The sequence below is a fragment of the Sinorhizobium terangae genome (assembly GCF_029714365.1).
Taxonomy (GTDB): Bacteria; Pseudomonadota; Alphaproteobacteria; order Rhizobiales; family Rhizobiaceae; genus Sinorhizobium; species Sinorhizobium terangae.
On record NZ_CP121659.1, the window covers coordinates 3,073,452 to 3,095,724 of the forward strand.

20 protein-coding genes are annotated in these 22,273 nt (G+C 62.3%); 7 read left to right on the forward strand and 13 right to left on the reverse strand.

Features of this window, described 5'->3' with window-relative positions; genetic code table 11:
* Positions 1 to 82 precede the first annotated feature (82 nt).
* The 3 genes from QA637_RS14615 (at position 83) to trhO (ending at position 2,502) form a co-directional block, all read left to right on the forward strand.
* Positions 83 to 556, forward strand: a complete 474-nt coding sequence (locus tag QA637_RS14615; RefSeq protein ID WP_153436964.1) for a CYTH domain-containing protein — start codon at positions 83 to 85, stop codon at positions 554 to 556.
* Positions 553 to 1,461: a CHAD domain-containing protein gene (locus QA637_RS14620; protein WP_283061969.1), complete on the forward strand. Its 909-nt coding sequence runs from the start codon at positions 553 to 555 to the stop codon at positions 1,459 to 1,461. The genes QA637_RS14615 and QA637_RS14620 overlap by 4 nt, the downstream gene beginning before the upstream one ends.
* A 96-nt stretch (positions 1,462 to 1,557) precedes the next feature.
* Entirely contained in the window at positions 1,558 to 2,502 is a 945-nt protein-coding gene (trhO, locus tag QA637_RS14625) for an oxygen-dependent tRNA uridine(34) hydroxylase TrhO (RefSeq protein ID WP_283061971.1), read from the forward strand.
* A 79-nt stretch (positions 2,503 to 2,581) separates the two neighbouring features.
* Here the strand turns inward: trhO and QA637_RS14630 are convergent, their stop codons facing one another.
* The 8 genes from QA637_RS14630 to xylA all read right to left on the reverse strand — a co-directional run bounded on the left by QA637_RS14630 (position 2,582) and on the right by xylA (position 11,656).
* The gene (locus QA637_RS14630; protein ID WP_283061973.1) at positions 2,582 to 2,980 is read right to left on the reverse strand and encodes a GFA family protein; all 399 of its coding nucleotides are present in this window, start codon (positions 2,978 to 2,980) and stop codon (positions 2,582 to 2,584) included.
* 214 nt (positions 2,981 to 3,194) lie between these two features.
* Positions 3,195 to 3,971 carry a MetQ/NlpA family ABC transporter substrate-binding protein gene (locus tag QA637_RS14635; protein ID WP_153436967.1) on the reverse strand — a complete coding sequence of 259 codons (777 nt, stop codon included), beginning with the start codon at positions 3,969 to 3,971 and terminating at the stop codon, positions 3,195 to 3,197.
* A 39-nt stretch (positions 3,972 to 4,010) separates the two neighbouring features.
* A complete protein-coding gene (locus QA637_RS14640) occupies positions 4,011 to 4,676 on the reverse strand; it encodes a methionine ABC transporter permease (RefSeq protein ID WP_283061975.1) in 666 nt (221 codons plus the stop codon).
* Complete coding sequence (locus QA637_RS14645) at positions 4,666 to 5,745, reverse strand: methionine ABC transporter ATP-binding protein (protein ID WP_283061977.1); 1,080 nt, start codon at positions 5,743 to 5,745, stop codon at positions 4,666 to 4,668. Before QA637_RS14645 ends, QA637_RS14640 begins: the two co-directional genes overlap by 11 nt.
* 382 nt (positions 5,746 to 6,127) lie before the next feature.
* Positions 6,128 to 7,501 (reverse strand): GH1 family beta-glucosidase, encoded by a 1,374-nt coding sequence (locus QA637_RS14650; RefSeq protein WP_283061978.1) that lies wholly within the window; start codon positions 7,499 to 7,501, stop codon positions 6,128 to 6,130.
* 201 nt (positions 7,502 to 7,702) lie between these two features.
* Positions 7,703 to 8,887: a Gfo/Idh/MocA family protein gene (locus QA637_RS14655; RefSeq protein WP_283061979.1), complete on the reverse strand. Its 1,185-nt coding sequence runs from the start codon at positions 8,885 to 8,887 to the stop codon at positions 7,703 to 7,705.
* A 150-nt stretch (positions 8,888 to 9,037) separates the two neighbouring features.
* Positions 9,038 to 10,090 carry a sugar phosphate isomerase/epimerase family protein gene (locus QA637_RS14660; protein ID WP_283061980.1) on the reverse strand — a complete coding sequence of 351 codons (1,053 nt, stop codon included), beginning with the start codon at positions 10,088 to 10,090 and terminating at the stop codon, positions 9,038 to 9,040.
* Between the two features lie 255 nt (positions 10,091 to 10,345).
* A complete protein-coding gene (gene xylA / locus QA637_RS14665) occupies positions 10,346 to 11,656 on the reverse strand; it encodes a xylose isomerase (protein ID WP_283061982.1) in 1,311 nt (436 codons plus the stop codon).
* A gap of 133 nt (positions 11,657 to 11,789) precedes the next feature.
* Here xylA and QA637_RS14670 point away from each other — a divergent pair, with 133 nt between their 5' ends.
* Positions 11,790 to 12,149 carry a nuclear transport factor 2 family protein gene (locus tag QA637_RS14670; protein ID WP_283061984.1) on the forward strand — a complete coding sequence of 120 codons (360 nt, stop codon included), beginning with the start codon at positions 11,790 to 11,792 and terminating at the stop codon, positions 12,147 to 12,149.
* A 77-nt stretch (positions 12,150 to 12,226) separates the two neighbouring features.
* Here the strand turns inward: QA637_RS14670 and xylB are convergent, their stop codons facing one another.
* From xylB to QA637_RS14695, 5 genes are all read right to left on the reverse strand, one after another.
* Positions 12,227 to 13,681 (reverse strand): xylulokinase, encoded by a 1,455-nt coding sequence (gene xylB / locus QA637_RS14675; protein WP_283061996.1) that lies wholly within the window; start codon positions 13,679 to 13,681, stop codon positions 12,227 to 12,229.
* A gap of 10 nt (positions 13,682 to 13,691) precedes the next feature.
* The gene (locus tag QA637_RS14680) at positions 13,692 to 14,729 is read right to left on the reverse strand and encodes a LacI family DNA-binding transcriptional regulator (protein WP_283061997.1); all 1,038 of its coding nucleotides are present in this window, start codon (positions 14,727 to 14,729) and stop codon (positions 13,692 to 13,694) included.
* A 105-nt stretch (positions 14,730 to 14,834) separates the two neighbouring features.
* On the reverse strand, positions 14,835 to 15,953 hold the full coding sequence (locus QA637_RS14685; protein ID WP_283061999.1) for a metallophosphoesterase: 1,119 nt from the start codon (positions 15,951 to 15,953) through the stop codon (positions 14,835 to 14,837).
* Between the two features lie 123 nt (positions 15,954 to 16,076).
* Positions 16,077 to 17,666 carry a DHA2 family efflux MFS transporter permease subunit gene (locus QA637_RS14690; RefSeq protein WP_283062000.1) on the reverse strand — a complete coding sequence of 530 codons (1,590 nt, stop codon included), beginning with the start codon at positions 17,664 to 17,666 and terminating at the stop codon, positions 16,077 to 16,079.
* 28 nt (positions 17,667 to 17,694) lie between these two features.
* Positions 17,695 to 18,909, reverse strand: a complete 1,215-nt coding sequence (locus tag QA637_RS14695) for an HlyD family secretion protein (protein WP_283062002.1) — start codon at positions 18,907 to 18,909, stop codon at positions 17,695 to 17,697.
* Between the two features lie 243 nt (positions 18,910 to 19,152).
* Here QA637_RS14695 and QA637_RS14700 point away from each other — a divergent pair, with 243 nt between their 5' ends.
* From QA637_RS14700 to QA637_RS14710, 3 genes are all read left to right on the forward strand, one after another.
* Positions 19,153 to 19,848: a TetR/AcrR family transcriptional regulator gene (locus QA637_RS14700; RefSeq protein ID WP_283062004.1), complete on the forward strand. Its 696-nt coding sequence runs from the start codon at positions 19,153 to 19,155 to the stop codon at positions 19,846 to 19,848.
* 235 nt (positions 19,849 to 20,083) lie between these two features.
* Positions 20,084 to 20,923, forward strand: coding sequence for an AraC family transcriptional regulator (locus tag QA637_RS14705; protein ID WP_283062006.1), 840 nt, complete (start codon positions 20,084 to 20,086; stop codon positions 20,921 to 20,923).
* 211 nt (positions 20,924 to 21,134) lie between these two features.
* Entirely contained in the window at positions 21,135 to 21,890 is a 756-nt protein-coding gene (locus QA637_RS14710) for a TerC family protein (RefSeq protein ID WP_283062008.1), read from the forward strand.
* Positions 21,891 to 22,273 lie beyond the last annotated feature (383 nt).

Below are 22,273 nucleotides of genomic sequence, written 5' to 3' on the forward strand. Positions count from 1 at the left end.
TCGACCACAGCAAGATGGCTTGAGCCTTGGCAATAAAGCGATAATTTATCCGCGGTCCACCTCTCGATATGGCGGGAAATCCATGGCGAAGGAGATAGAACGCAAGTTCCTGGTCGCGTCCAGCGGTTGGAAGGAACATGCGGACAAGGGCATAAAACTCCAGCAGGCCTACGTCGTCACCATGGAAGACCGCTCCGTGCGCGTGCGAATCCATGGCAGCAAATGGGCCCGGCTGACCATCAAGATCGGCAAGTCGGCGCTGGTTCGGAACGAATACGAATACGATCTGCCCATGGATGACGCCCGCGAACTGCTGACCCAGGCGGTCGGCATCGTCATCGAGAAGCGGCGCTACCGCGTGCCGCACAAGGGTTTCACCTGGGAAATCGACGTCTACGAAGGGGCGCTCCAAGGCCTCGTCGTTGCCGAGGTCGAGATGAAGCGCGAAACGGATCTGCCCGCGCTGCCGCCATGGCTGGGGCGCGAGATTACGGGAGACCGCCGCTATTCCAACCAGGCGCTTGCCACAGAGGGGCTGCTGGAAGCGCAATCATGAGTTATGCGTTCAATCCTGGCCGCCCCTTCACCGAGGACTTTCGGGCCGTTGGGGCCGAGCAGATTGAGCGGGCGGTGGCGGTGCTCGAGCACCAGCCGCAAGGCGTTCACGAGGCAATTCACGACGCCCGCAAGAACTTCAAGCGCCTGCGCTCACTCTACCGTCTGGTCGCTTGCGACGCGCCACTTTTCCAGAGACAGGAAAACGCCCGCATACGCGCCATGGGGCGGAATCTTTCGACCGTGCGAGATGCCGCCGCACTCGTGGAGAACATCAATTATCTGCGCGGGCAGACGAATAGCGACGAACAGGCTGCGGCCCTCGACCGGATCTACACCATTCTGGCGGAGCGCCGCGACCGGATTGCCGAGACCGAGGCGGACATAGAGGGCAAGATTGCCGCGACGATTGCCAACTGCGAGGAGGCGCTTGCTGCCCTCGCACAGGTTTCCTTCGATGACGGCAAACGAAAATCCGTCGCCCGACTGAAGAAGGGCTGGAAGCGCACGCTGAAGCGCGCCTCGCGCGCGAGAGCAGCCTGCGAAGCGGACACCGATGCCGCGCTTTTCCACGAGCTGCGCAAGCGAACTCAGGACTACCGCTTGCAACTGGCACTGATGCGGGCCGCCTGGCCGTCGGCACTGGAGGCAAAGAGGGCAGAAGCCAAGGCGCTCGTCGACGTGCTCGGGCATCTGAACGACCTCGCCACGTTGACATCGCTCATCAACGAGGAACCGGGACTTGCCGGCAGCAGCCAAAACCAGGCGCACCTCATTTCCGCGGTCATCACGCGGGAAGAGGCGCTGAGGGCGGAGGCACGGCAAGGGGCGGCGGCTGTCTTCCAAGATAAGCCGAAGAACGAAAGCCGGACAATTGCGCTGCTCTGGCGTGAAGCCGGGCAGTAGAGCCGGCGGGGATCGTTATTCCGCGTCGCCAGCCGGACAATTCGGTGCGGGCCTCCGCGATTGCGCTTGACGCCTGAAAGCTGTATTGGCGAGCCCATGACCGACATATCCACGAACCCGCGCCCGGAGACACAAGGCCAGTTTCTGGTGGCCGCGCTTTACCATTTCGTTTCCTTCCCGCGCTTCGCCGATTTCCGCGAACCGTTGCAGGCGGTCTGCGACGCCAATGGCGTGAAGGGCACGCTGCTCGTCGCGCATGAGGGCATCAACGGTACGATTGCCGGCTCCGACGAGGGCATTGCCGCAGTGCTCGCCTATCTGCGCGCCCAGCCGGAATTGAACCGCCTTGAACACAAGGAAAGCCGCGCATCGGCGATGCCCTTCCTGCGGATGAAGGTGCGGCTCAAGAAAGAGATCGTCACCATGGGCGTCGAAAACATCGACCCCAACAAAGTGGTCGGCACCTATATCGAGCCGAAGGATTGGAACGCGCTGATCTCAGATCCGGAAACGCTGGTGATTGACACGCGCAACGACTACGAGACGGCGATCGGCCTTTTCCGCGGCGCCGTCGATCCGAAAACCAAGACCTTCCGCGAGTTTCCGGATTGGGTGCGCAACAACACCGGCCTGCACAACAAACCGAAGATCGCGATGTACTGCACCGGCGGCATCCGTTGCGAGAAGGCGACGGCCTTCATGAAGGAGCAGGGCTTCGAAGAGGTCTACCACCTGAAAGGCGGCATCCTCAAATATCTCGAGGAGATCCCCGAGGAGCAGAGCCTCTGGGACGGTGCCTGCTTCGTTTTCGACGAGCGCGTTTCCGTGACCCACGGCCTCGCAGAAGGCGAGCACACGCTCTGCCACGCCTGCCGCCAGCCCCTGACGCCGGAAGACCTGTTGTCTCCCCTTCACGAGGAGGGCGTCTCCTGCATCCATTGTCATGAGATCCGCACCGACGAGGACCGCGAGCGCTATCGCGAGCGGCAGAAGCAGATCGCGCTGGCGAAAAAGCGCGGCGAGCGGCATCTCGGAAGCTGAGGCGGCGGCAAAAGGCAGGAACGCAGGTGTAGATACCCCCCTTCTGCCCTGCCGCTCAGCAATCACTCCTCGCGCCAAATCATTCCGGCAGCGTCTCGTACTCGTCCACGCGAACGGCGGACCGATCCCAATCCGGTCGACTGCGGGTGAAGACCGCGTTGGTGGGCTCAAACAGTGACATATCGTCGAGCGTGCCGGCATAGACCGTCCAACGGTCGGCACCGGACGAGAAGATCTGGCTGCCGCAGGTGGGGCAGAAGTGGCGGATCGTCACATTGCCGTTTTCGGCGAGCTTCTCGTAGGCCCTGAGCTCGCCGGTGACCTCGACGTCGGCGCGCGAGAAGATCATATAGCAGCAGTGTCCGGTACCCGTGGCCCGTTGGCAGTCGCGGCAATGGCAGAAGCCGGAGTAGATCGGCGAGCCCTTGGCTTCGTACCGTACCGCGCCGCAGAGGCACCCACCCTTCATCGCGCTCATGGCATGTCCCCCTCAAACTGCCTACTGCATGCTTCCTGAAATCGGAGCCGATTTCAGGGCAAAAACATGCAACAATTCAAAGTGCTACCGCATCCTTGGTGCGCCTGAAAAGACGCATGGCGGTGCAGAGGATAGCGAAGCGGCTCGCGTGGTCAAAGAAAAACCGCGCGCCATGTTGCGGCGCGCGGTCCATATCGGCGTTCAGCGGACAGGCTTACCAGCTCGGGATCAGCGCACCCTTGAAAGTATCGACGATGAAGGCTTTGACGCTGTCGTCGTGATAGGATTCGACGAGCGTCTTCACCCAGGGTGCATCCTTATCCGCGGCGCGCACCGCAATGACGTTGGCATAAGGAGACTTCTCGCTTTCGATGGCGATGGCGTCCTCCTTCGGATGAAGGTCAGCCTCGAGCGCGTAGTTGGTATTGATCACGGCCGCGTCGACATCGGCGAGCGAGCGCGGGAGCTGGGCCGCATCGAGCTCGGCGAACTGGATGTTCTTCGGATTTTCCGTCACGTCGGCCGGGGTGGCCTTCAGGCCGACATCCGGATTGACCTTGATGAGGCCCTTCGACGCGAGAACCAGGAGCGCGCGGCCGCCATTGGTCGGATCGTTCGGGATTGCGATCGTCGCTCCATCCGCCAGCTCATCGAGGCTCTTTACCTTGTTCGAATAGACGCCCATCGGCGTGGTGATGGTCAGGCCCACGCTGACGATATCGTAGCCCCGATCGGCGATCTGGTTGTCGAGATAGGGCTGATGCTGGAAGGAATTGGCGTTGAGTTCGCCATCGGCGAGTGCCTGGTTCGGAACCACATAGTCGGAGAATTCGAGGATCTCGATGTCGAGGCCCTTGGGAGCGGCGACTTCCTTCACTTTCTCCATGATCTGAGCATGCTCGCCCGGGGTGACGCCGACCTTGATGGTCTCCGCAAGCGCGGTGCCGGCCGCAAGGGCGGCGAAGGCCGCGGCTAGAATGAGCTTTTTCATGGAAGTCTCCTTGTTGCTGTTTGATGTCTTGGGAGAGGATCAGTTCTTGCGGCTGCGTTTGTCGAAGCGGCGGGCGAGGCGGTCCCCCGCGCTCTGCACCAGTTGCACGAGCACGATCAGCACGACGACGACGACCAGCATCACGTCCGGCCTGAAGCGCTGATAGCCGTAGCGGATGCCGAGATCGCCGAGACCGCCGCCGCCAACAGCCCCGACCATTGCCGAATAGCCGATGAGGCTGACGATGGTCATGGTAAGGGCCAGCGTCAGCGCCGGACGGGCCTCGGCCAGAAGCACCTTGAAGACGATCTGCGTCGGGGTCGCGCCCATGGCGCGGGCGGCCTCGATCAGCCCCTTGTCGATGTCGCGAATCGCCGCCTCTACCAGCCGCGCGAAGAACGGAATGGTCGCGATGGTCAGGGGCACGATCGCCGCCTTCGTCCCGATCGACGTGCCGGTGACGAGACGCGTGAAGGGGATGATCGCAACGACCAGGATGATGAACGGCGTCGATCGCGTGGCATTGACGATGAGCCCGACGATGCGGTTGATGTTGGGCGCCGGAAACAGCTCGCCCTTGCCGCTGGTCGCAAGGAAAATGCCGATCGGCAGGCCGATCAGCGAGCCGATCAGGCCGGCGATCGCCACCATGCGCAGCGTGTCGAACGTGGCCTTGGCGATGAGGAGCAGAAGATCAGGCGACATAGCCGAGCACCTCCGTGACCAGTCCGTTCTCGGTAAAGAAGCGTTCCGCCCTCCCCGACGTCTCGTCATCCGCCGCATAGGCGACCACGAGAGAGCCGTAGGGTTTGCCGCCGATTTCGTCGATCGTGCCGGCAATGATGTTGACCTCGGCACCGACCGACTTGATGAGCTGGGAAACCAGCGGCCGTTCCGCCGTCGCGCCGAAGAAGGTGAGGCGCACCACCGCACGATCGCCAGCACTCGCGGCCGGCTTCAGCCCACGCGCGACCGCATCCGGCAACTTCGAGCCGGCCAGGCCGGACAGGAGCGCCCGCGTCGTCTCGTGCTTCGGATGAGTGAAGACATCGAAAGTATGGCCGCGTTCGACGATCTCGCCCTTGTCGATAACGGCCACATCCGAGGTTACGGCTTTCACCACTTCCATCTCATGGGTGATGAGGAGCACGGTCAGTCCCAGTTCGGCGTTGATGCGCTTCAACAGCTCGAGGATGGACTGCGTCGTTTCCGGGTCGAGCGCCGATGTCGCCTCGTCCGAAAGCAGCAGCTTCGGCTCGGTCGCAAGCGCACGGGCAATGCCGATGCGCTGTTTCTGGCCGCCCGAGAGTTCGGCCGGGTAGCGAGCGTGCTTGTCGGCGAGACCGACGAGGTCGAGAAGCGGCCGCACGCGCGCTTCGATGGCGCGGCGATCCACACCGGCAATCTCCAGCGGTAGGGCGACATTGCCGAAAACAGTGCGCGAGGAGAGCAGGTTGAAGTGCTGGAAGATCATACCGACCGAACGCCGGAGATTGCGCAAGCCCGCCTCGTCAAGCGCACCGACATCGACGCCATCGACGAGCACCTTGCCGCTCGACGGCTTCTCGAGGCCGTTCACCAGCCGGATCAGCGTCGATTTGCCAGCACCGGAGCGGCCGATAATGCCGGTAATGGAGCCTCGCCCGACGTTAAGGTCGACATTGTTGAGCGCGGTAAAGGCGCCACTTTCGCCGGACGCCGCAAAACGCTTGGAGACGCCCTGGAAGGCGACCGAGACGTCATCGGACGAAGGCTTGGGAACGGAAACGATCATAGTCCGGTCACCCCCGAAGGAGGGAACTTGGCGATAGGATGAGGATACATGAAAGCTCTCGGAGGTTCGAAATTCTTGTCCCTGGCGTTGCCGGGACGGAAAATGCGTCGGGACGGACGAGCGCGGTTTTTTCCCGCACCTCACTTAATCAGGCCGACATTCGACAACGCATTCGAAACACGGAGCAACTCTCTATCATCAGGCAACCGGTCAGTTCAACGCCGTTGCGAGCATGGCTGCCATGCCGCGCAATCTACATTTCTTATGGCTTTTGTCCGGCCGCTTTCACAGGCAAATTTTTCCGAAACGACAGGGCTGCGCGCAAAAGGTTGCTCTTTTGAGAAGAGGTCGAGGTTCGCCGCCGCTCCGCCCGATCGCAACCTCACGCGCCCTTGTGGTTGCCCTTCGGGAACTGTTCTGCCAGTTCCTTATACCAGTGGCCGCTCTTCTTGACCGTGCGGACCTGCGTCTCGTAGTCGACATGGACGATACCGAAACGCATCCGGTAGCCCTCGGCCCATTCGAAATTGTCCATCAGGCTCCAGGCAAAATAGCCGCGCATCGGATAGCCCTTGGCGATCAGATCGGCGGTGACCGACAGGTGGTCGGAGATGTAATCGAGCCGTGGCTGATCATCGACGACGCCGTTCTCGACACCCATGTTATAGCAGGCGCCGTTCTCGGTGATGTAGCAGTCGGGCAGCGTGTAGCGGGCATTGAGCGTTTCGACGAGCGCGCCGAGCGCCGGGGCATAGACTTCCCAGCCAATATCCGTCTTCACGTCGCTGACCGGCTTGGCATTGACCGTTGCCGGATATTCTGCACCCTCGGACGGGTCATCGGAAACCCGCATCGGCGTGTAATAGTTGAGGCCCCACCAATCGAGCGGCTGCGAGATCGTTATCATGTCGCCGTCCTCGATCAGCGGCATACGATCGCCAAGCGCCGATAGAAAGCCTTCAGGATACTCGCCCTTGAAGATCGGGCCGAAGAAGACGCCGTTGTGGAAGTCGAAAGCACGTTCGGCCGCGGCCTTGTCCTTGTCGCTGGTGCCGCCGGGATAGACCGAATGAGCGTTGATGACGATGCCCGTCGGCAGGTTCGATCTCTCGGAACGGATCGCCTCGACGCCAAGGCCGTGGGCGAGATTGGTGAAATGGAGCGCGGCGAGCGCCGCATCCATGTTGCGCTCACCCGGCGCATGAACGCCATAGAGATGGCTGAGCCAAACCGAGCACCAGGGCTCGTTGAAGGTGGCGACCGCATCGAGCCTGTCGCCGAGGCGGGCGATCACGGTCTTGGCATAGCGCTGGTAGGCGTAGGCGGTCGTGCGCGCCGTCCAGCCGCCGTCGCCCATCAGCGCAAGCGGCAGATCCCAATGGTAAAGCGTCGCGAAGGCCTTGATGCCGCGCGCCTTCAGCCCGTCGACGAGCCGGTCGTAGAAATCGAGTCCCTTCTCGTTGATCGGCCCGGTGCCTTCCGGAATGATGCGCGGCCAGGCGATCGAGAAGCGGTAGGCCTCGACGCCCAGGCTCTTGATAAGGTCGAGATCTTCTCCCAACCGATTGTAATGATCGCAAGCAACGTCGCCGTTGTGGCGCTCGAAGACGCGGCCCGGCATGTTGGAGAAGGCATCCCAGATGGATGGCTTGCGTCCGTCCGCCTTGCTGGCGCCCTCGATCTGGAAGGAGGCGGTTGCTACTCCGAAGACAAAGTCACCGGGAAAGCGCTCTGCCAGCTTCTTGGCTTCGATCATTGTTCAGCCTCGTGGTCTGCGCAGCCGTGCGCCGAAACCGGCGCTGCTGCACTTCATCGGGTAGAGCGGGGGCCGATGGAAAACCGCACGCGCTTTCCTTCATCCAGCTCTCGTTTTCGAAGGTGGCCTAAACCCACACCAGCAAATGTCAACCCGCGAAAGGGGCAGGTTCCCCCCCGCCCCTGACTTTGCCAGCCGACGTCAGACCTTGATCCAGGCGCCGTTGCGCTTCGAGGACTGCACGCAGGCATCGACGAAGACCATGCCTTTCATGCCGTCGTCGATCGTCGGATAGGTGACGGCCGCATCCACCTTCTCGCCGTTGCGCTTGGCGAAGATCGCCCGTGCGGCTTCCGAGTAGATATTGGCGAAGCCTTCAAGATAGCCCTCCGGGTGGCCGGAGGGCACGCGCGAGACGCGGGCGGCCGCAGGCCCCGCCCCGGCACCGGCGCGCGTCAGAAGGCGTTTGGGTTCACCAAACGGCGTGTACCAGAGATAGTTCGGATCCTTCTGCGTCCATTCGAGGCCGCCCTTGGTGCCGTAGACCCGGACCATCAGGCCGTTCTCATGGCCCGGCGCCACCTGGCTGCACCAGAGCATGCCCTTTGCCCGCGCGCCGTCCTTCGCCTTGAAACGCATCATCACATGGGCATTGTCGTCCAGTTGGCGTCCACCGACGAAGCTGTCGAGATCCGCGGAAAGTTCCTCGAGTTCGAGACCGGAAACGAAGCAGCCAAGGTTATAGGCATGGGTGCCGATGTCGCCGGTGGAGCCGCCGGCGCCGGAGCGGGCCGGATCGGTTCGCCAGGCCGCCTGCTTCTGGCCCGATTGCTCGATATTCTCGGTCAGCCAATCCTGCGGATACTCCATCTGCACGAGCCGAACCGCGCCTATATCGCCGTTCGCCACCATTTCGCGCGCCTGGCGCACCATCGGATAGCCGGTGTAGTTGTGGGTGAGCACGAACAGCGCATCGCTTTCGTCCGCCGCCTTCTTGAGCTTTTTCGCATCGGCAAGGGTGGAAGTCAGTGGCTTGTCGCAAATGACGTGGATGCCGCGCTTCAGGAACTCCTTGGCGGCAGCGTAGTGGACATGATTCGGGGTCACGATTGCAACCGCCTCGATACCGTCCTTGAGCTTCGCCTCTCGGATCGCCATCTCCTTGAAATCCGAATAGACGCGCTTCGGATCGAGGCCCAGTTCACGGCCGGAGGCTTGCGCCTTTTCCGGCGTCGACGACAGCGCGCCGGCCACCAGCTCATAATGATCATCAAGCCTTGCCGCGATGCGGTGGACCGCGCCGATAAAGGCGCCGGAACCGCCGCCAACCATGCCGAGCCGGATGCGCTTTTGACGACTTTCCGTGCTGCTTCCCTCAATTGCCATTCTGTTTTCCTCTCCTGACCAGATTTGCTGTCGGGGATGCCCCCTCTGCCCTGCCGGGCATCTCCCCCACAAGGGGGGAGAAGAATCGCGGCGCTCCCGCGCCAAGCCCCTCCCCCTTGTGGGGAGGGGTGGGGGAGGGGTCTTGTTTCCTCAGATCCCCAACATCCGCCGGTTCGCCGCCTCGTCCGTTCCGCTGTCGGCGAAATCGTCGAAAGCCTTTTCCGTGACGCGGATGATGTGCGCCTTGACGAACTCGGCGCCTTCCCGTGCGCCGTCTTCCGGATGCTTCAGGCAGCACTCCCACTCGACGACGGCCCAGCCGGCAAAATCATTGGCGGCCATCTTCGAGAAGACCGCGCCGAAATCGACCTGGCCGTCGCCTAGCGAGCGGAAGCGACCGGCGCGGTTCACCCAGCCCTGATAGCCGCCATAGACACCCTGCCGGCCGGTGGGATTGAACTCCGCGTCCTTGACGTGGAACATGCGGATCCGGTCCTTGTAGATGTCGATATTGTCGAGATAGTCGAGGCACTGCAGCACATAGTGCGACGGATCGTAGAGCATGCAGGCGCGGGCGTGGTTGCCGGTGCGTTCCAGGAACATCTCGTAGGTGATGCCGTCGTGCAGGTCTTCGCCCGGGTGAATTTCGTAGCACACATCGACACCGCAATCCTCGGCATGATCGAGGATCGGCTTCCATCGCCGGGCAAGCTCGTCGAAGGCAGTCTCCACGAGGCCCGCGGGACGCTGCGGCCAAGGATAGACGAAAGGCCAGGCGAGCGCACCGGAGAAGCTTGCCATGGCATTCAGGCCGAGATTGCGGGACGCCGTCAGCGCCATCTTCACCTGTTCCACCGCCCATTGCTGGCGCGCCTTCGGATTGCCGCGCACTTCCGGCGCGGCAAAGCCGTCGAAAGCCTCGTCATAGGCCGGGTGCACGGCGACCAACTGGCCCTGCAGATGGGTCGAGAGCTCTGTGATCTCGACGCCGTTGTCACGCGCTTTCCCGGCGACCTCCTCGCAGTACGTCTTGGACTCGGCAGCCTTCTTCAGGTCGAACAACCGCCCGTCCCAGCTCGGAATCTGCACACCCTTGTAGCCGCAGTCGGCGGCCCATTTGGTAATCGCGTCCCAGGAATTGAACGGAGCCGTGTCACCGGCGAACTGCGCAAGAAAAAGCCCTGGGCCCTTGATGGTCTTCATCCCGATTTTCCTCCCTAGATCACGATTCCGGCCCGCATGACCGGTTGCTGGAAAAGGTGCGGCCGCACCCAATTTTCGCGATTGCTGATAGACCTGAAACGTTGCAGGAGGCAGAAGCTAACAGATTTTTCACGAGGGGCAATCCCGCTTCTACATATCGTGCCAGCCGCATTTTCGGTCCTCGCCAAAGCGCATGGCCATGTATTCGAGTGAGAAGATGGGCGCTCCGACAGGAGCGCCCATCGCTTGCAGCGGTCAGACGTAGCGGTTGACCACGTTCTCGAGGAGTTCCTGCTTGCCCGACTTCGGCTGTGGATTGAGGTCGGCCTTGCGCACCCAGGCCTCGATCTCGTCGAGCGAGAAACCGCCGTCGAGCATCTTCTTGGCCTCCGGCACGTTCCAGCCGGCATAGCGCCTTTCGAGCGGGCCGGAGAGCGCCTTGTCCTCGATCATCTTCGCCGCCGCCTTGAGACCGCGCGCGCAACAATCCATGCCGCCGATATGGCCGATCAGCAGGTCTTCCGGATCAAGCGACTGACGGCGGAGCTTAGCATCGAAATTGGTGCCGCCGGTCTTGAAGCCGCCGCCCGCTAGTACGTGGTAGTAAGCAAGCGACATTTCCGGAACGTTGTTCGGGAACTGGTCGGTATCCCAGCCGGACTGGTAGTCGTTGCGGTTCATGTCGATCGAGCCGAAGATACCGAGCGCGTTGGCGAGCGCCAGCTCATGCTCGAAGGAGTGGCCGGCCAGAATCGCGTGGCCCTGCTCGATATTGACCTTCACCTCGTTCTCGAGGCCGTACTTCTTCAGGAAGCCATAGACCGTGGCGACGTCGAAATCGTACTGGTGCTTCGTCGGCTCCTGCGGCTTCGGCTCGATCAGGATCGTACCCTTGAAACCGATCTTGTGCTTGTACTCGACCACCAGGTTGACGAAGCGGCCGAGCTGGTCGAGTTCGCGCTTGAGATCGGTGTTAAGCAGCGTCTCGTAGCCTTCGCGTCCGCCCCAGAGAACATAGTTCTCGCCGCCGAGTTTCTGCGTCGCGTCGATGCAGGTCTTCACCGTTGCTGCGGCAAAGGCGAAAACGTCCGGATCCGGATTGGTCGCGGCACCCGACATGTAGCGCCGGTTCGAGAAGAGGTTCGCCGTGCCCCAGAGCAGCTTGACGCCGGTTTCGGTCTGCTTCTTCGCGAAATAGTCGACGATCTCGTTGAGGTTGCTGGTGTTCTCGGCGAAGTTTTTGCCCTCCGGACGCACGTCCGCGTCGTGGAAGCAGTAAAACGGCACGCCGAGAAGCTGAAAGAACTCGAAGGCGACGTCGGCCTTCAGCTTCGCCGCATCCATCGTGTCCTTGAACCAGGGACGCTCGAATGTCTGGCCGCCGAAGGGATCGCCGCCCGGCCAGACGAAGGTGTGCCAATAGGCGATGGCAAAGCGAAGGTGATCCTCCATGCGCTTGCCGAGAACGATTTCGTCCGGATTGTAGTGGCGGAAGGCGAGCGGATTGGTGCTCTCCGGCCCCTCGTATTTGATCTTGGCGATATCGCCGAAAAATCCCGTGCTCACGATCTTGCTCCTCTCATGGATGATGGATCGCCGGCGCCAAGCGGCCCCGGCCATTACGTGGAAGGTAATTGGTTTCATTCCCTCGATCGCCGACAGTCGGCCCATCGAAACGCAAACCGAAGGGAAAATTCCGATGCACGACCTCGATCACATTGCCGAAGCCCATATTGCCGCCTGGAACGAGACCGATGCCGCAAGACGCCACGCGCTCGTCGAACGGGCCTTCACGCCGGAGATCGGCTATCGCGACCCCGTCATGCAGGGCGAGGGCCGCGAGGCGATCAACACGCTGATTGCCGGCGTGCAACACCAGTTCCCCGGCTTCCGCTTCGCCCTCAAGGGCAAGCCGGACGGGTTCTCCGACAGGATCCGCTTTTCCTGGACGCTCGGGCCGAACGGAACCTCCGTTATCGAGGGCACGGATTTCGGCCTCATCGAGGATGGCCGGCTGAAACAGGTGACCGGCTTCCTCGACAAAATCCCGGCGCAATAGGCGAGACTTGACCTGACGCGCGACTTTGGCGGCGCGCGCCTGCGCCGCCCGATCGCTGCCGGATGTGCCGCGGCTGATCATAGCGTCGCATCCCTGATCGCCGGATAGAGGCGACGATAACGCTGATAGGCATCCTCATAGGCCGAAACCAATGACGCTTCCGGCGCGATGGTTTCGGCCGTTGCCGGTGCGAAGCAGGTTGCGACAGGATCGGCGCCGGTCGCGGCGATGAGGCCGAGGCGCGCGGCGCCGAAAGCCGCACCGAAATCGCCGTCCGCCGGCAGATCGACCGGAAGGTTGAGCGCCGTCGCGATGGACTTCAGCCAGTAGCGTGAACGCGAGCCGCCGCCGATCGCGGTTACGCGCTGGAGTCTCGTGCCAGCCGCGCGGAGCGCCTCCAGGCTGTCGCGGATGGCGAAGGAGACGCCTTCGAGCACCGCCTGCGTCAGCACCGCACGCGAGCTTTCGTGGCCGAGTCCCGCAAAGGCGCCGCGGATCGCCGCATCATTGTGTGGCGTGCGCTCGCCGGAAAGATAGGGAAGGAACGTGACGGAGCCGGGCGCCTTCAGGACGTCGCCGAGTTCACTGGTGAGTTCTGCGGCGCTCTTGCCGGTGACGCCCGAATGCCAGTTGAGCGCATCGGTCGCCGAGAGGATGACACCCATCTGGTGCCAGGTGTTCGGCAGCGCGTGGCAGAAGGCATGGACTGCGCTTTCCGGATTGGGAAGGTAGCTCGCATTGGCGGCGAAAAGCACGCCGGAAGTGCCGAGCGACACGAACGCCTGCCCCTCGGCGACCGTGCCCATGCCGCAGGCAGAGGCCGCATTGTCGCCGGCGCCCCCTGCAACGACGACTCCCGCGCCCATGCCCCAGCGGCTCGCAAGCTTCGGCCGGAGCGAGCCGGCGCTGTCCGTGCCCTCGACGAGATCCGGCATCTGCCGTTCTTCGAGATGGGTCGCCGCCAGCAGGCCCTCCGACCATTTGCGCTTGCCCGTGTCGAGCCAGGATGTGCCGGCGGAATCGGACATTTCCGACATATGTTCGCCGGTCAGCCACAGGCGGAGATAATCCTTGGGGAGCAGGACCCAGCGCACCTTGGTGAAAATTTCCGGCTCGTTCTCGCGCACCCAGGCGAGCTTCGGAGCGGTGAAACCCGGAAAAACGATATTGCCGGTCAGGGCACGGAACTGCGGGTCGCTGTCGAGGACCGCGGCCTGGCGGAAGCTGCGGGTATCGTTCCACAGAATGCAGGGACGAAGCACCGCGTCATTCTCGTCGAGCAGCGTCGCGCCGTGCATCTGGCCGGAGAGGCCGATGCCGCGGACGGCGGCAAGCGCGTCCGGATGCGCCGTCTTGAGGCCGGCAATCGCCTCCTCCGTGGCGCGGATCCAGTCGGCCGGATCCTGCTCCGACCAGCCGGGATGCGGCCGGGAAACGTCGAGCGCTCCCGATGCCGAGCCGATGATCTTCTGCTCGCCATCGATCAGCATCGCCTTGACACCGGACGTGCCGAGATCCAGTCCGAGATACATGAGTGTCCTCCTATGCCTGCTCGATCGGCAGGTTGTCCTTCAGGAAAATGTCGATGCGGATGCGTTCCTGCGCCTCGATCACGGCGAGCCCGTCGGCCTTGGCCTTCAGAACGCGGATCGCGCTTCTCACCTCGTGCCCGGCATCCTGGTTGAGCACGGCGTCGATCGTGCCGGAGCTAAGCGCGGCGCGGCTGTGCGGCGTCAGCTCGTGGGCGATGGTGCAGATCGTCTTGCTCTTGCCGGTCTGCTCGAGCGCAGCGACGAGACCGCGATTGCCGGCACCGAGGCTGTAGATGCCCGCCAGATCCGGCTCGCGCTCGATAAGCGCGCGCACCAGATTTTCGACGAGGACCGGATCGTCCTGTCCCTCGATCACCGGAAGCAGCTGGCGCGCCGGAAATTCCTCGGCCATGACGGCGCTGAAACCCTCCAGCCGCTCGCGATGGTCGCGCACGAGCATCGAGCCAGCCAGCACGGCGATCGGACCCGCACGGCCACCGGTAAAGCGGCCCATCAAGGTTCCGGCCGTGCGTCCAGCCGCAATGTTGTCGACGCCGGCAAAATGGTCGCGTCCCGATCCCGGCAGGTCCGACACGAGCGTTACGACCGTAATGCCGGTGTCCCGCAGTTGCTTCACCGCTTCGGCCACCTCGGGCGCGTCGACGGCGACGACCGCAATCCCGGCCGGCCGGCGCTGATGCGCCTCCCATAGCGCCTGCACGAGGGCCTGCGCGTCAAAGGCCGGCACGGGAAGAATGGTTATCTGCGTTCGCTCTGAAGCGGACCGCGCCATTGCGGCACGCACCTCGCCCTCGAGACCGCGCATGAAGGAATTATCGCCCTCCGGCAGGATGAATACGAGGGGGTAGTTACGACCCTTGGCGAGGTTGGCGGCGGCGACGTCGCGCACATAGCCGAGCGTGGCAATCGCGCGCTCGACCTTGTCACGCGTGACGCTTCTCACACCTGGGCGATTGTTGAGAACCCGGTCGACCGTCGCCAGGCTGACGCCCGCTTTCGCTGCGATATCGTGAACCGTTGGTCGCATCCCTTCCTCCCCGGGAACCCCTTAGAGGAATTTTTGATGTACGTAAATCAAAAAGTCAGAGCCCGTGGACGAAACCGGATCTGCCATCTTCCGGCGGAGGTTTTTTCAGCTGGAACGTTTGCTGAAGGCGCGGGTGAAAACGATGCCGCCAGCCTCGCCCTGAGCTTCGCCGAAAGCGACGTCCATGAAGGCGTCCGTGATGCGAACGACGGCAAAGCCGCCGAGATAGGCCGCCTTCGGCTTGAAAAGATCGATCCCGTCGGCGCGGTAGGCCATGACCCGGTTATGTTCATGCCCGTGGAAGAGGCCGACAACGTTGTAGCCCTTTAGCACGTCGAGTAACGTCTGGCGCTGCTCCGGGCCCCACCAATGAGGTCTCCCCTCTCCCCGATCATCGAAGGCCTCCGCCGTCGTGTCCCAGACCTCCGTTGAAAACGGGTCCCAGCCATAATGCTGGAACAGCACGACCGGCCGGCCATCGGCGGCGTAGTATGCAAGGTCCCCCTTGAGCCAGCCGAGGCCGCTCACCGCGCCCTTGTTCTCGTCGCCGCCGAAGCGCTGCAGTTGGACCAGATGGAGGCCACCCCAGTCCCAGGAATAATTGTCCGACAACGGATCGTAGTTCGTCACCGGTACGGGCGGCTTGTAGAACACGGTCTGGCGGTGGGTAAGCTCCACATAATCGCGCAGCTCCTGGCGGTACCAGTCGACGTTCGGTGGCAGGCCGTCCTGGTCGAGATCGTGGTTCCCGAGTCCGACATAGGCCGGAAAGTGAATGTGCTGCGGACCCGGACCTTGCTCGTACCGGCTCTGGAACTGCTGCAGCTGCCGTCCCTCGCGCGGCTGGCGAACCTGACCGCCGCCATCGTCGGTGATGTCGCCGCCGAGAACGAGGCCGAGCGGGCGGCCGATTTTCTGCCCGGCACTAGCGAGGCCGCTTGGCTCCCCGTCGATCGTCGCCGGCCAGTTCTGCACGGAAATTGCGTTGAGCGCCGCGACATGGCGCAAGAGGCTGGCGTCGGTCTTGCCCTCCGCCTCGCAGTCCGGCGCCAGCCCTTCGGTGGAAACGACGCAGGCGTGGATGTCTGCGGAGAAGAGAAAGGTGGCGTCGACCGGGGGCCACGCGTTGGCTGCACGGATACGAGCGCCGATCGACAGACCCGCGCCTGCAGCTGCCGCGAGAAAGGTGCGCCGGGACAGACCGCAGCAATCCGGATTGCTCACGCTGAACACCTCCCGCAGCGAAGTCCCGCTTCCGGCACGACCGGAATTGGATAGCCCATCAGCCTCATCCGCCATGGAGTGTGCAGTACGCGATGCGGCACGTAAAGCGCGCCGCATGTACCGTCAGTGGCCGCTGCCGCCGGGGCCGGCGCCCTGCGGCTTGCTGATCATCATGACGCCGATGATCAGCGACAGGAACAGCACCGTCAGGATTACGAAGACGTCGACAAAGGACAGGATCACCGCCTGCTTCTGAACCATCGCCGCCAGTTGCTTGATCGCGATCGTCGCTCCATCGAGGCCATGCGCGGTAAAATTCGAGGCCATGTTGCGGAGCTGCTCGACCGCCTCCGGGTTGCCCCACTGGATGTGCTCGGCAAGCCGGGCATAGTGGAAATCCTGGCGCTGCGTCAGGATGGTGTTGATGACCGCAAGGCCGACGGCGCCGCCGAGATTGCGCGTCAGGTTATAGAGGCCGGACGCATTGCGTATGCGGGCGGGCGGCAGCGTGCCGAGCGCGATGTTGTTGATCGGCACCATGCAGAGCATCAGCGAGCAGCCGCGCAGGATCTGCGGCACGAGCAGTTCCCAGAAATCCCAGTCGGCGGTCAATTGGCTCATCGTCCAAGTGCCGGCCGCAAAGCCGGCAAAGCCGACGGTCATCAGCACCCGCGGGTCGAGTCGACCCGAAAGAAAGCCGGCGACCGGCGCGGTGAAGAACATTGCAAGGCCGGAGACGAACATGGTCTCGCCGATCATCAGCGAATCGTAGCCGCGGATGCGCCCGAGATAGAGCGGGTAGAGATATGTAAGACCATAAAGGCCGATGCCCATGACGAAGGAGAAGAGCGAGCCGAAGGCGAAGTTGCGATTGCTGAAAGCCCTGAGATCGACCACCGGGAACTCGACCTTGAAGGCGCGGTAGAAGAACACGGCGGCAGCAAGCGCTGCGGCAACCGCGCCGATAACGATATGGTCGTCATTGAACCAGTCGTTGGCATTGCCCTCCTCCAGCACATATTCGAGCGAGCCGAGGAAGACCGCCATGGAGATGAGCCCCCACCAGTCGAATTTCTTCATCAGCCCCAGCTCGGGCTTGTCGAAGTCGATGAAGGTCCACGTGAGTGTCGCGACGATGATGCCGGGAATGACGTTGACAAGGAACAGCCAGTGCCAGGAGAAGGCGTGGCTGAGATAGCCGCCGACCGTCGGCCCGATGGTGGGCGCAAGCGTTGCGATGAGGCCGATGATCGGCGACACGACATTGCGCTTCGACGGCGGGAAGATCGTGAAGGCGGCGGCGAAGACCGATGGGATCATGCCGCCGCCGATAAAGCCCTGGATCGCCCGGTAGACGATCATCTGGTCGATATTGGTGGCGGTCGCCGCGAGTGCGCTCGATGCGGTGAAGCCGGCCGCGGCGACGGAAAACAGCACCCGCGTCGAGACGATGCGGGCGAGCGTGCCCGACAACGGGATCATGATGACTTCGGCGATGAGATAGGCGGTCTGCACCCAGCCGATCTCGTCCGATCCGGCCGAAAGGCCGGCCTGGATCTCGGCGAGCGAGGCCGACACGATCTGAATGTCGAGGATCGCCATGAACATGCCGACCACCATCGCAAAGAAGGCGATCAGCCGTCTCGGGTCCATATGTTCCTCGGCTCTGGGCGCGCTTGCTGCGACCGAGCCTGCCGTTGCCGTTGCGGCCATCTCCGCACTCCTCGTCCGCTATGCGGCCTTACTTTGCTGCAGCCACTTTCGACTGATCGGGCGCCGTGCGGGTATCGACGTCGACGACGACGCTCAAGCCCGCGCGCAGATGCCCTTCGGCCAGCACATCGGCCGGAATTTTGATGCGCACCGGAACGCGCTGGATGACCTTGGTGAAGTTGCCGGTCGCATTTTCCGCAGGCAGCAGCGAGAAGACCGAGCCGGATGCAGGCGCAATCGAGGCGACCGTGCCTTCGATCGGATGTTCGTCATAGGCGTCGACATGGATCTGGACCTTGGAGCCCGGCACAAGATGCGCGATCTGCGTTTCCTTGAAGTTGGCATCGACGTAGAGCTGGTCCACCGGAACTAGGGCCGCGAGACGCTGTCCGGCGGAAACGAGATCGCCGACCTGAACCGCGACATTGCCGACGACGCCGTCATAGGGTGCCTTCAGCACCGTGAAGCCCAGGTCGCGATTGGCCTTGTCGCGCGCGAGCTCCAGCGAACGGATCGTGCTTTGCGCTTCGGTGCGTTGCGCCTCGAGCACGGTGATATTCGCCTTGGCCGCAGCGATGTTGGCTTCGGCACCGGCGAGATTTGCGCGCGCCTGATCGAGCGCGACATCGGCATTGTCGCGTGAGGCGACGGTACCGACGGCCTTGGACTGGAGATCGCTGGCGCGCTTCTGCGTCAGTTCGGCGCCGCGGACGGTTGCCTCAAACGCTGTCTTCTGGGCTTCGGCCTGGCTGAGGCTCGCCTTGGCACCGGCAATCTGCGCATCGAAGCGGCTGAGCGCCAGCTTCTGCGTGGCGATCTGCGCCTCGGCCTGCTCCGCAGCGATGCGATAGTCGCCGTCATCGAGCGTAACCAACGGATCACCGGCCTTCACATGCTGGTTGGCGACCACGTCGACCTTGGCGACATAGCCGGACACTTTCGGCGAGATCGTCGCGATATCGCCCTCGATATAGGCGTCATCGGTCGAAACCATGAACCGCCCGTTGGTCCACCAGTCATAGCCGTACCAGGCACCGGCGGCGAGCAGCGCCAGCCCCAGAACCGGCAGCACCGGCTTGCGGCGTTTCTTCTGGGGTACAGCAACGTCGGCCGCCGGTTTCTCCGCGACCGATGGGGCCTCGCTTGCGGGCGCGGGAGCCTCGGCCTCCGGAGTCTCCACGACTTCAAAATCATCGCCGACAGGACGGACACGGGCAGCGCTGGAGGTGCTGGTAACAGACATAGGACACCGGTTTTTGCTGGGATTGAACTGAACCGTTCGGTTCGATTGCACTTGACATAATGCCTTTTGCGCCGCATATCAAGAGGCAATCGAACTGGTCGGTTCGATTACTTGCAAATGGCAAAGAAAAATGTGCGGGCCCCTCCCCGCCCCTTGTCTTTGTTCGAATCGGCCGTGTTTATGGTTTTGGATGGAATTCATCTAAGATCATCTTCATGAAAGGAGTGGAAACGTTCGGCAGCCATGACGTCAGCGAAAAGCCTACAGCAGGAAAAATCCCTGCAGGATCAGCAACTACACCCTTCGAGCGGTGGGCGGCACGCCGCCGGCGAGGATCCGGCTAAACGCGAGCAAATCCTTGAAGGCGCAAAACGCGTTTTCATGAGGAGCAACTTCGACGCTGCCAGCATGAACGATATCACCCGCGAGGCAGGCGTTTCGAAGGGTACGCTCTACGTCTATTTCGAGAACAAGGAAGACCTGTTCGAGGCGCTGATCGCGCGCGAGCGCAGCCTCATCGTCGACAGCGTCAAGCAGTTTCTGAACGACAACGCGCCGCTTGAAGACGCGCTGCATGATTTCGGAGTGACACTCGTGACGAGCATGACGTCCGACTACACGATCCGGGCCATGCGCACTGTGCTCAGCGTGACGGATCGGATGCCGCGGCTGGCGCAGCGCTTCTTCACTGCAACACCGGAGAACGGCTACACGGTCCTGAAAACTTATCTCGACCAGCAGGTCGAGGCCGGCACGCTGTTGATCGATGACACGGAAATAGCCGCGAAACAGTTCATCGAACTGTCCTCGGCGGGAATCTTCAAGGGTCGCCTCTTCGGCATGTGCGAAGCACCCTCGGCCGACCGGATCGAGAAGAACGTGAGATCGGCCATCCATGTGTTCCTGGCCGCCTACGGTCGGAAAACGAACGCCGACTAAATCGGCTACCATCAAGGAAGCATGCAGTAGCTTCGCTTCGCGCAGCACCACCATTCTCTGCCAATCGAGCAATTGCGATCAAACGCGGCTGGCAGTGAGGCCGTATGACGTGCATGTCGACACTGCATGATTCCTCAAATCGGAATCGATTTGCGGACAAATCATGCAGCGACTCAAAGTGCTACAGCGACCTTTGCGCGTCTCACAAGACGCGCGGCGCTGTAAGGGAGTGAGCATGAGTGCCATCGGCAGGGCGATCTGGTTCATCGAGAGCCATTTCGCGGAGGACATTTCGCTGGATGAGATCGCCGAGGCCGCGGGCCTGTCGCGCTACCATCTGTCACGCATTTTCGGGCTTTCGACCGGCCGCTCGATCAGCGCCTATATCCGCGGCCGGCGCCTCAGCGACGCCGCCGAAGCGCTTGCCAATGGCACATCCAGCATTCTCGAAGTGGCCCTCGACGCGGGCTATGGCTCGCACGAGGCTTTCACCCGTGCCTTTCGCGAGCAGTTCGGCGTGACACCTGAGTCCGTCCGAAAGCAAGGGCACGTCCGGAATGTCGAACTGATGGAGCCTATCAGGATGGACGACGCACGCACCTTGAAGATCGAACCGCCGCGTTTTGAGGAGAGCCCCGGGCTTCTCCTCGCCGGTCTCGCTGAAACCTATGCCTATAATCGCACCGAAGGCATCCCTTCGCTCTGGCAGCGCTTCAACGCCCATTTCGGCAATGTGCCCGGCCAGCGCGGCAATATCGCCTACGGCGTTTGCACCCAGTCGGACGGTGAGGCCGGTCGCTTTCGCTACATGGCCGCGGTGGAAGTCGACGATACGGACGGTCTGCCAGCCGGCTTCACCGTCCTGAAGCTGCCCAGGCAACGCTATGCCGTATTTCTCCACAAAGGGCACATATCGGCGATCTCCACGACCGCCCATCACATTTTTGGGTCGTGGCTTCCGGAATCCGGGCTGGAGCACGGCCAGCTTCCGGACCTGATGGAAAAATATGACGAGCGCTTCGATCCCCGCACGGGGATGGGCGTCGTCGAAATGTGGGTGCCGATAAAACAGTAAACGGTAAAACGCAGCCGCTAAAAGGCACCGGCGCTTGCCACTCCGGCGAAGGTCCTTAAATACTCCGGCGAATCCTGGGCAACGCGCCCAGAGCGGGGCGAGGAGAACTGAACGCAGTTTCCTCGCCCTCAAATTTGCCAGAACCGATCATGTTGAATGATTTGGTCGTTTCGACCAAGATCGTCTTGATCAAGGAGAGGAAAGATCGCCGATGCAGGAAATCCTGACGCTCGCCCAAAGCCCCGAGGCTTGGGTCGCTCTGATCACGCTCATTGTCATGGAGGTCGTGCTCGGCATCGACAACTTGATCTTCATTTCCATCCTCACGAACAAGCTTCCCCCCCAAAACCGCGTCAGCGCCCGCCGCATCGGCATCGGCCTTGCACTGATCATGCGCCTGGCGCTGCTCGGCACCGTTGCCTGGATCGTGCAACTGACCGAGCCGGTCTTCGAGGCCCTCGGCCACGCCTTCTCCTGGAAGGACATGATCCTGCTTGCCGGCGGTCTCTTTCTCGTCTGGAAGGCGACCAAGGAGATCCACCACAATGTCGATCCCAGCGATCATGGCGAGGACTTCATCGCTTCTTCGGCGATCAACAGCTTTGCTGCAGCGATCGGCCAGATCCTGCTGCTTGACCTCGTCTTCTCGGTCGACAGCATCATCACCGCCGTCGGCATGACCCCGCATCTGCCGATCATGGTCGCTGCGGTGATCGTCGCCGTCACTGTCATGCTGCTCGCGGCGACGCCGCTTGCCAACTTCATCGAAAGAAACCCGACGATCGTGATGCTGGCGCTTGCCTTCCTGCTGATGATCGGCACCACGCTGATGGCCGAGGGCATGGGCTTCCACGTTCCGAAGGGCTACGTCTACGCCGCCATGGCGTTCTCGGCCCTCGTCGAGATGCTGAACATGATGGCGCGCAACGCCCGGCTGAGAAGGCAGCAGGCGAAGAAGCTGCACTAAAGCAACTCCAGAAAAGTGGGTGGCGGTTTCCGTCTGGACAGCCGCACGCGAAACGACAAATGAAGAGGCCTGCATTCGGCGAATGCAGGCCTCTCTGACTGCGGGAGACAAGTGAGGATACGAACCGGACGGGTTGGGAGTTCGACTACCGTTTTCGTTGGTTGCGGGAAGAAACCGGAAAAATTCCCGCATTCTCCACTTCCGTCGCGTCCGGTTGACACGGTCCGCGTCCTCAATTGATCAAACGCTTAACGACCGTGAACGTTCCAACAAAATGACCTTGTCCACTTTCCGTTGACATGCAGGGCTTTCTATGGTCTCACGCCAGCCGACTGGAATTGCCCGCCGATACCGCTGGTGCGGCACCCTTGTGGGCCTTTCCT

What these genes read in the sequence shown, in the direction of transcription:
- QA637_RS14615 (WP_153436964.1), top strand. Translation starts at nt 83, where the DNA reads ATGGCGAAGGAGATAGAACGCAAGTTCCTGGTCGCGTCCAGCGGTTGG.
- QA637_RS14620 (WP_283061969.1), top strand. Translation starts at nt 553, where the DNA reads ATGAGTTATGCGTTCAATCCTGGCCGCCCCTTCACCGAGGACTTTCGG.
- trhO (WP_283061971.1), top strand. Translation starts at nt 1,558, where the DNA reads ATGACCGACATATCCACGAACCCGCGCCCGGAGACACAAGGCCAGTTT.
- QA637_RS14630 (WP_283061973.1), bottom strand. Translation starts at nt 2,980, where the DNA reads ATGAGCGCGATGAAGGGTGGGTGCCTCTGCGGCGCGGTACGGTACGAA.
- QA637_RS14635 (WP_153436967.1), bottom strand. Translation starts at nt 3,971, where the DNA reads ATGAAAAAGCTCATTCTAGCCGCGGCCTTCGCCGCCCTTGCGGCCGGC.
- QA637_RS14640 (WP_283061975.1), bottom strand. Translation starts at nt 4,676, where the DNA reads ATGTCGCCTGATCTTCTGCTCCTCATCGCCAAGGCCACGTTCGACACG.
- QA637_RS14645 (WP_283061977.1), bottom strand. Translation starts at nt 5,745, where the DNA reads ATGATCGTTTCCGTTCCCAAGCCTTCGTCCGATGACGTCTCGGTCGCC.
- QA637_RS14650 (WP_283061978.1), bottom strand. Translation starts at nt 7,501, where the DNA reads ATGATCGAAGCCAAGAAGCTGGCAGAGCGCTTTCCCGGTGACTTTGTC.
- QA637_RS14655 (WP_283061979.1), bottom strand. Translation starts at nt 8,887, where the DNA reads ATGGCAATTGAGGGAAGCAGCACGGAAAGTCGTCAAAAGCGCATCCGG.
- QA637_RS14660 (WP_283061980.1), bottom strand. Translation starts at nt 10,090, where the DNA reads ATGAAGACCATCAAGGGCCCAGGGCTTTTTCTTGCGCAGTTCGCCGGT.
- QA637_RS14670 (WP_283061984.1), top strand. Translation starts at nt 11,790, where the DNA reads ATGCACGACCTCGATCACATTGCCGAAGCCCATATTGCCGCCTGGAAC.
- xylB (WP_283061996.1), bottom strand. Translation starts at nt 13,681, where the DNA reads ATGTATCTCGGACTGGATCTCGGCACGTCCGGTGTCAAGGCGATGCTG.
- QA637_RS14680 (WP_283061997.1), bottom strand. Translation starts at nt 14,729, where the DNA reads ATGCGACCAACGGTTCACGATATCGCAGCGAAAGCGGGCGTCAGCCTG.
- QA637_RS14690 (WP_283062000.1), bottom strand. Translation starts at nt 17,666, where the DNA reads ATGGCCGCAACGGCAACGGCAGGCTCGGTCGCAGCAAGCGCGCCCAGA.
- QA637_RS14695 (WP_283062002.1), bottom strand. Translation starts at nt 18,909, where the DNA reads ATGTCTGTTACCAGCACCTCCAGCGCTGCCCGTGTCCGTCCTGTCGGC.
- QA637_RS14700 (WP_283062004.1), top strand. Translation starts at nt 19,153, where the DNA reads ATGACGTCAGCGAAAAGCCTACAGCAGGAAAAATCCCTGCAGGATCAG.
- QA637_RS14705 (WP_283062006.1), top strand. Translation starts at nt 20,084, where the DNA reads ATGAGTGCCATCGGCAGGGCGATCTGGTTCATCGAGAGCCATTTCGCG.
- QA637_RS14710 (WP_283062008.1), top strand. Translation starts at nt 21,135, where the DNA reads ATGCAGGAAATCCTGACGCTCGCCCAAAGCCCCGAGGCTTGGGTCGCT.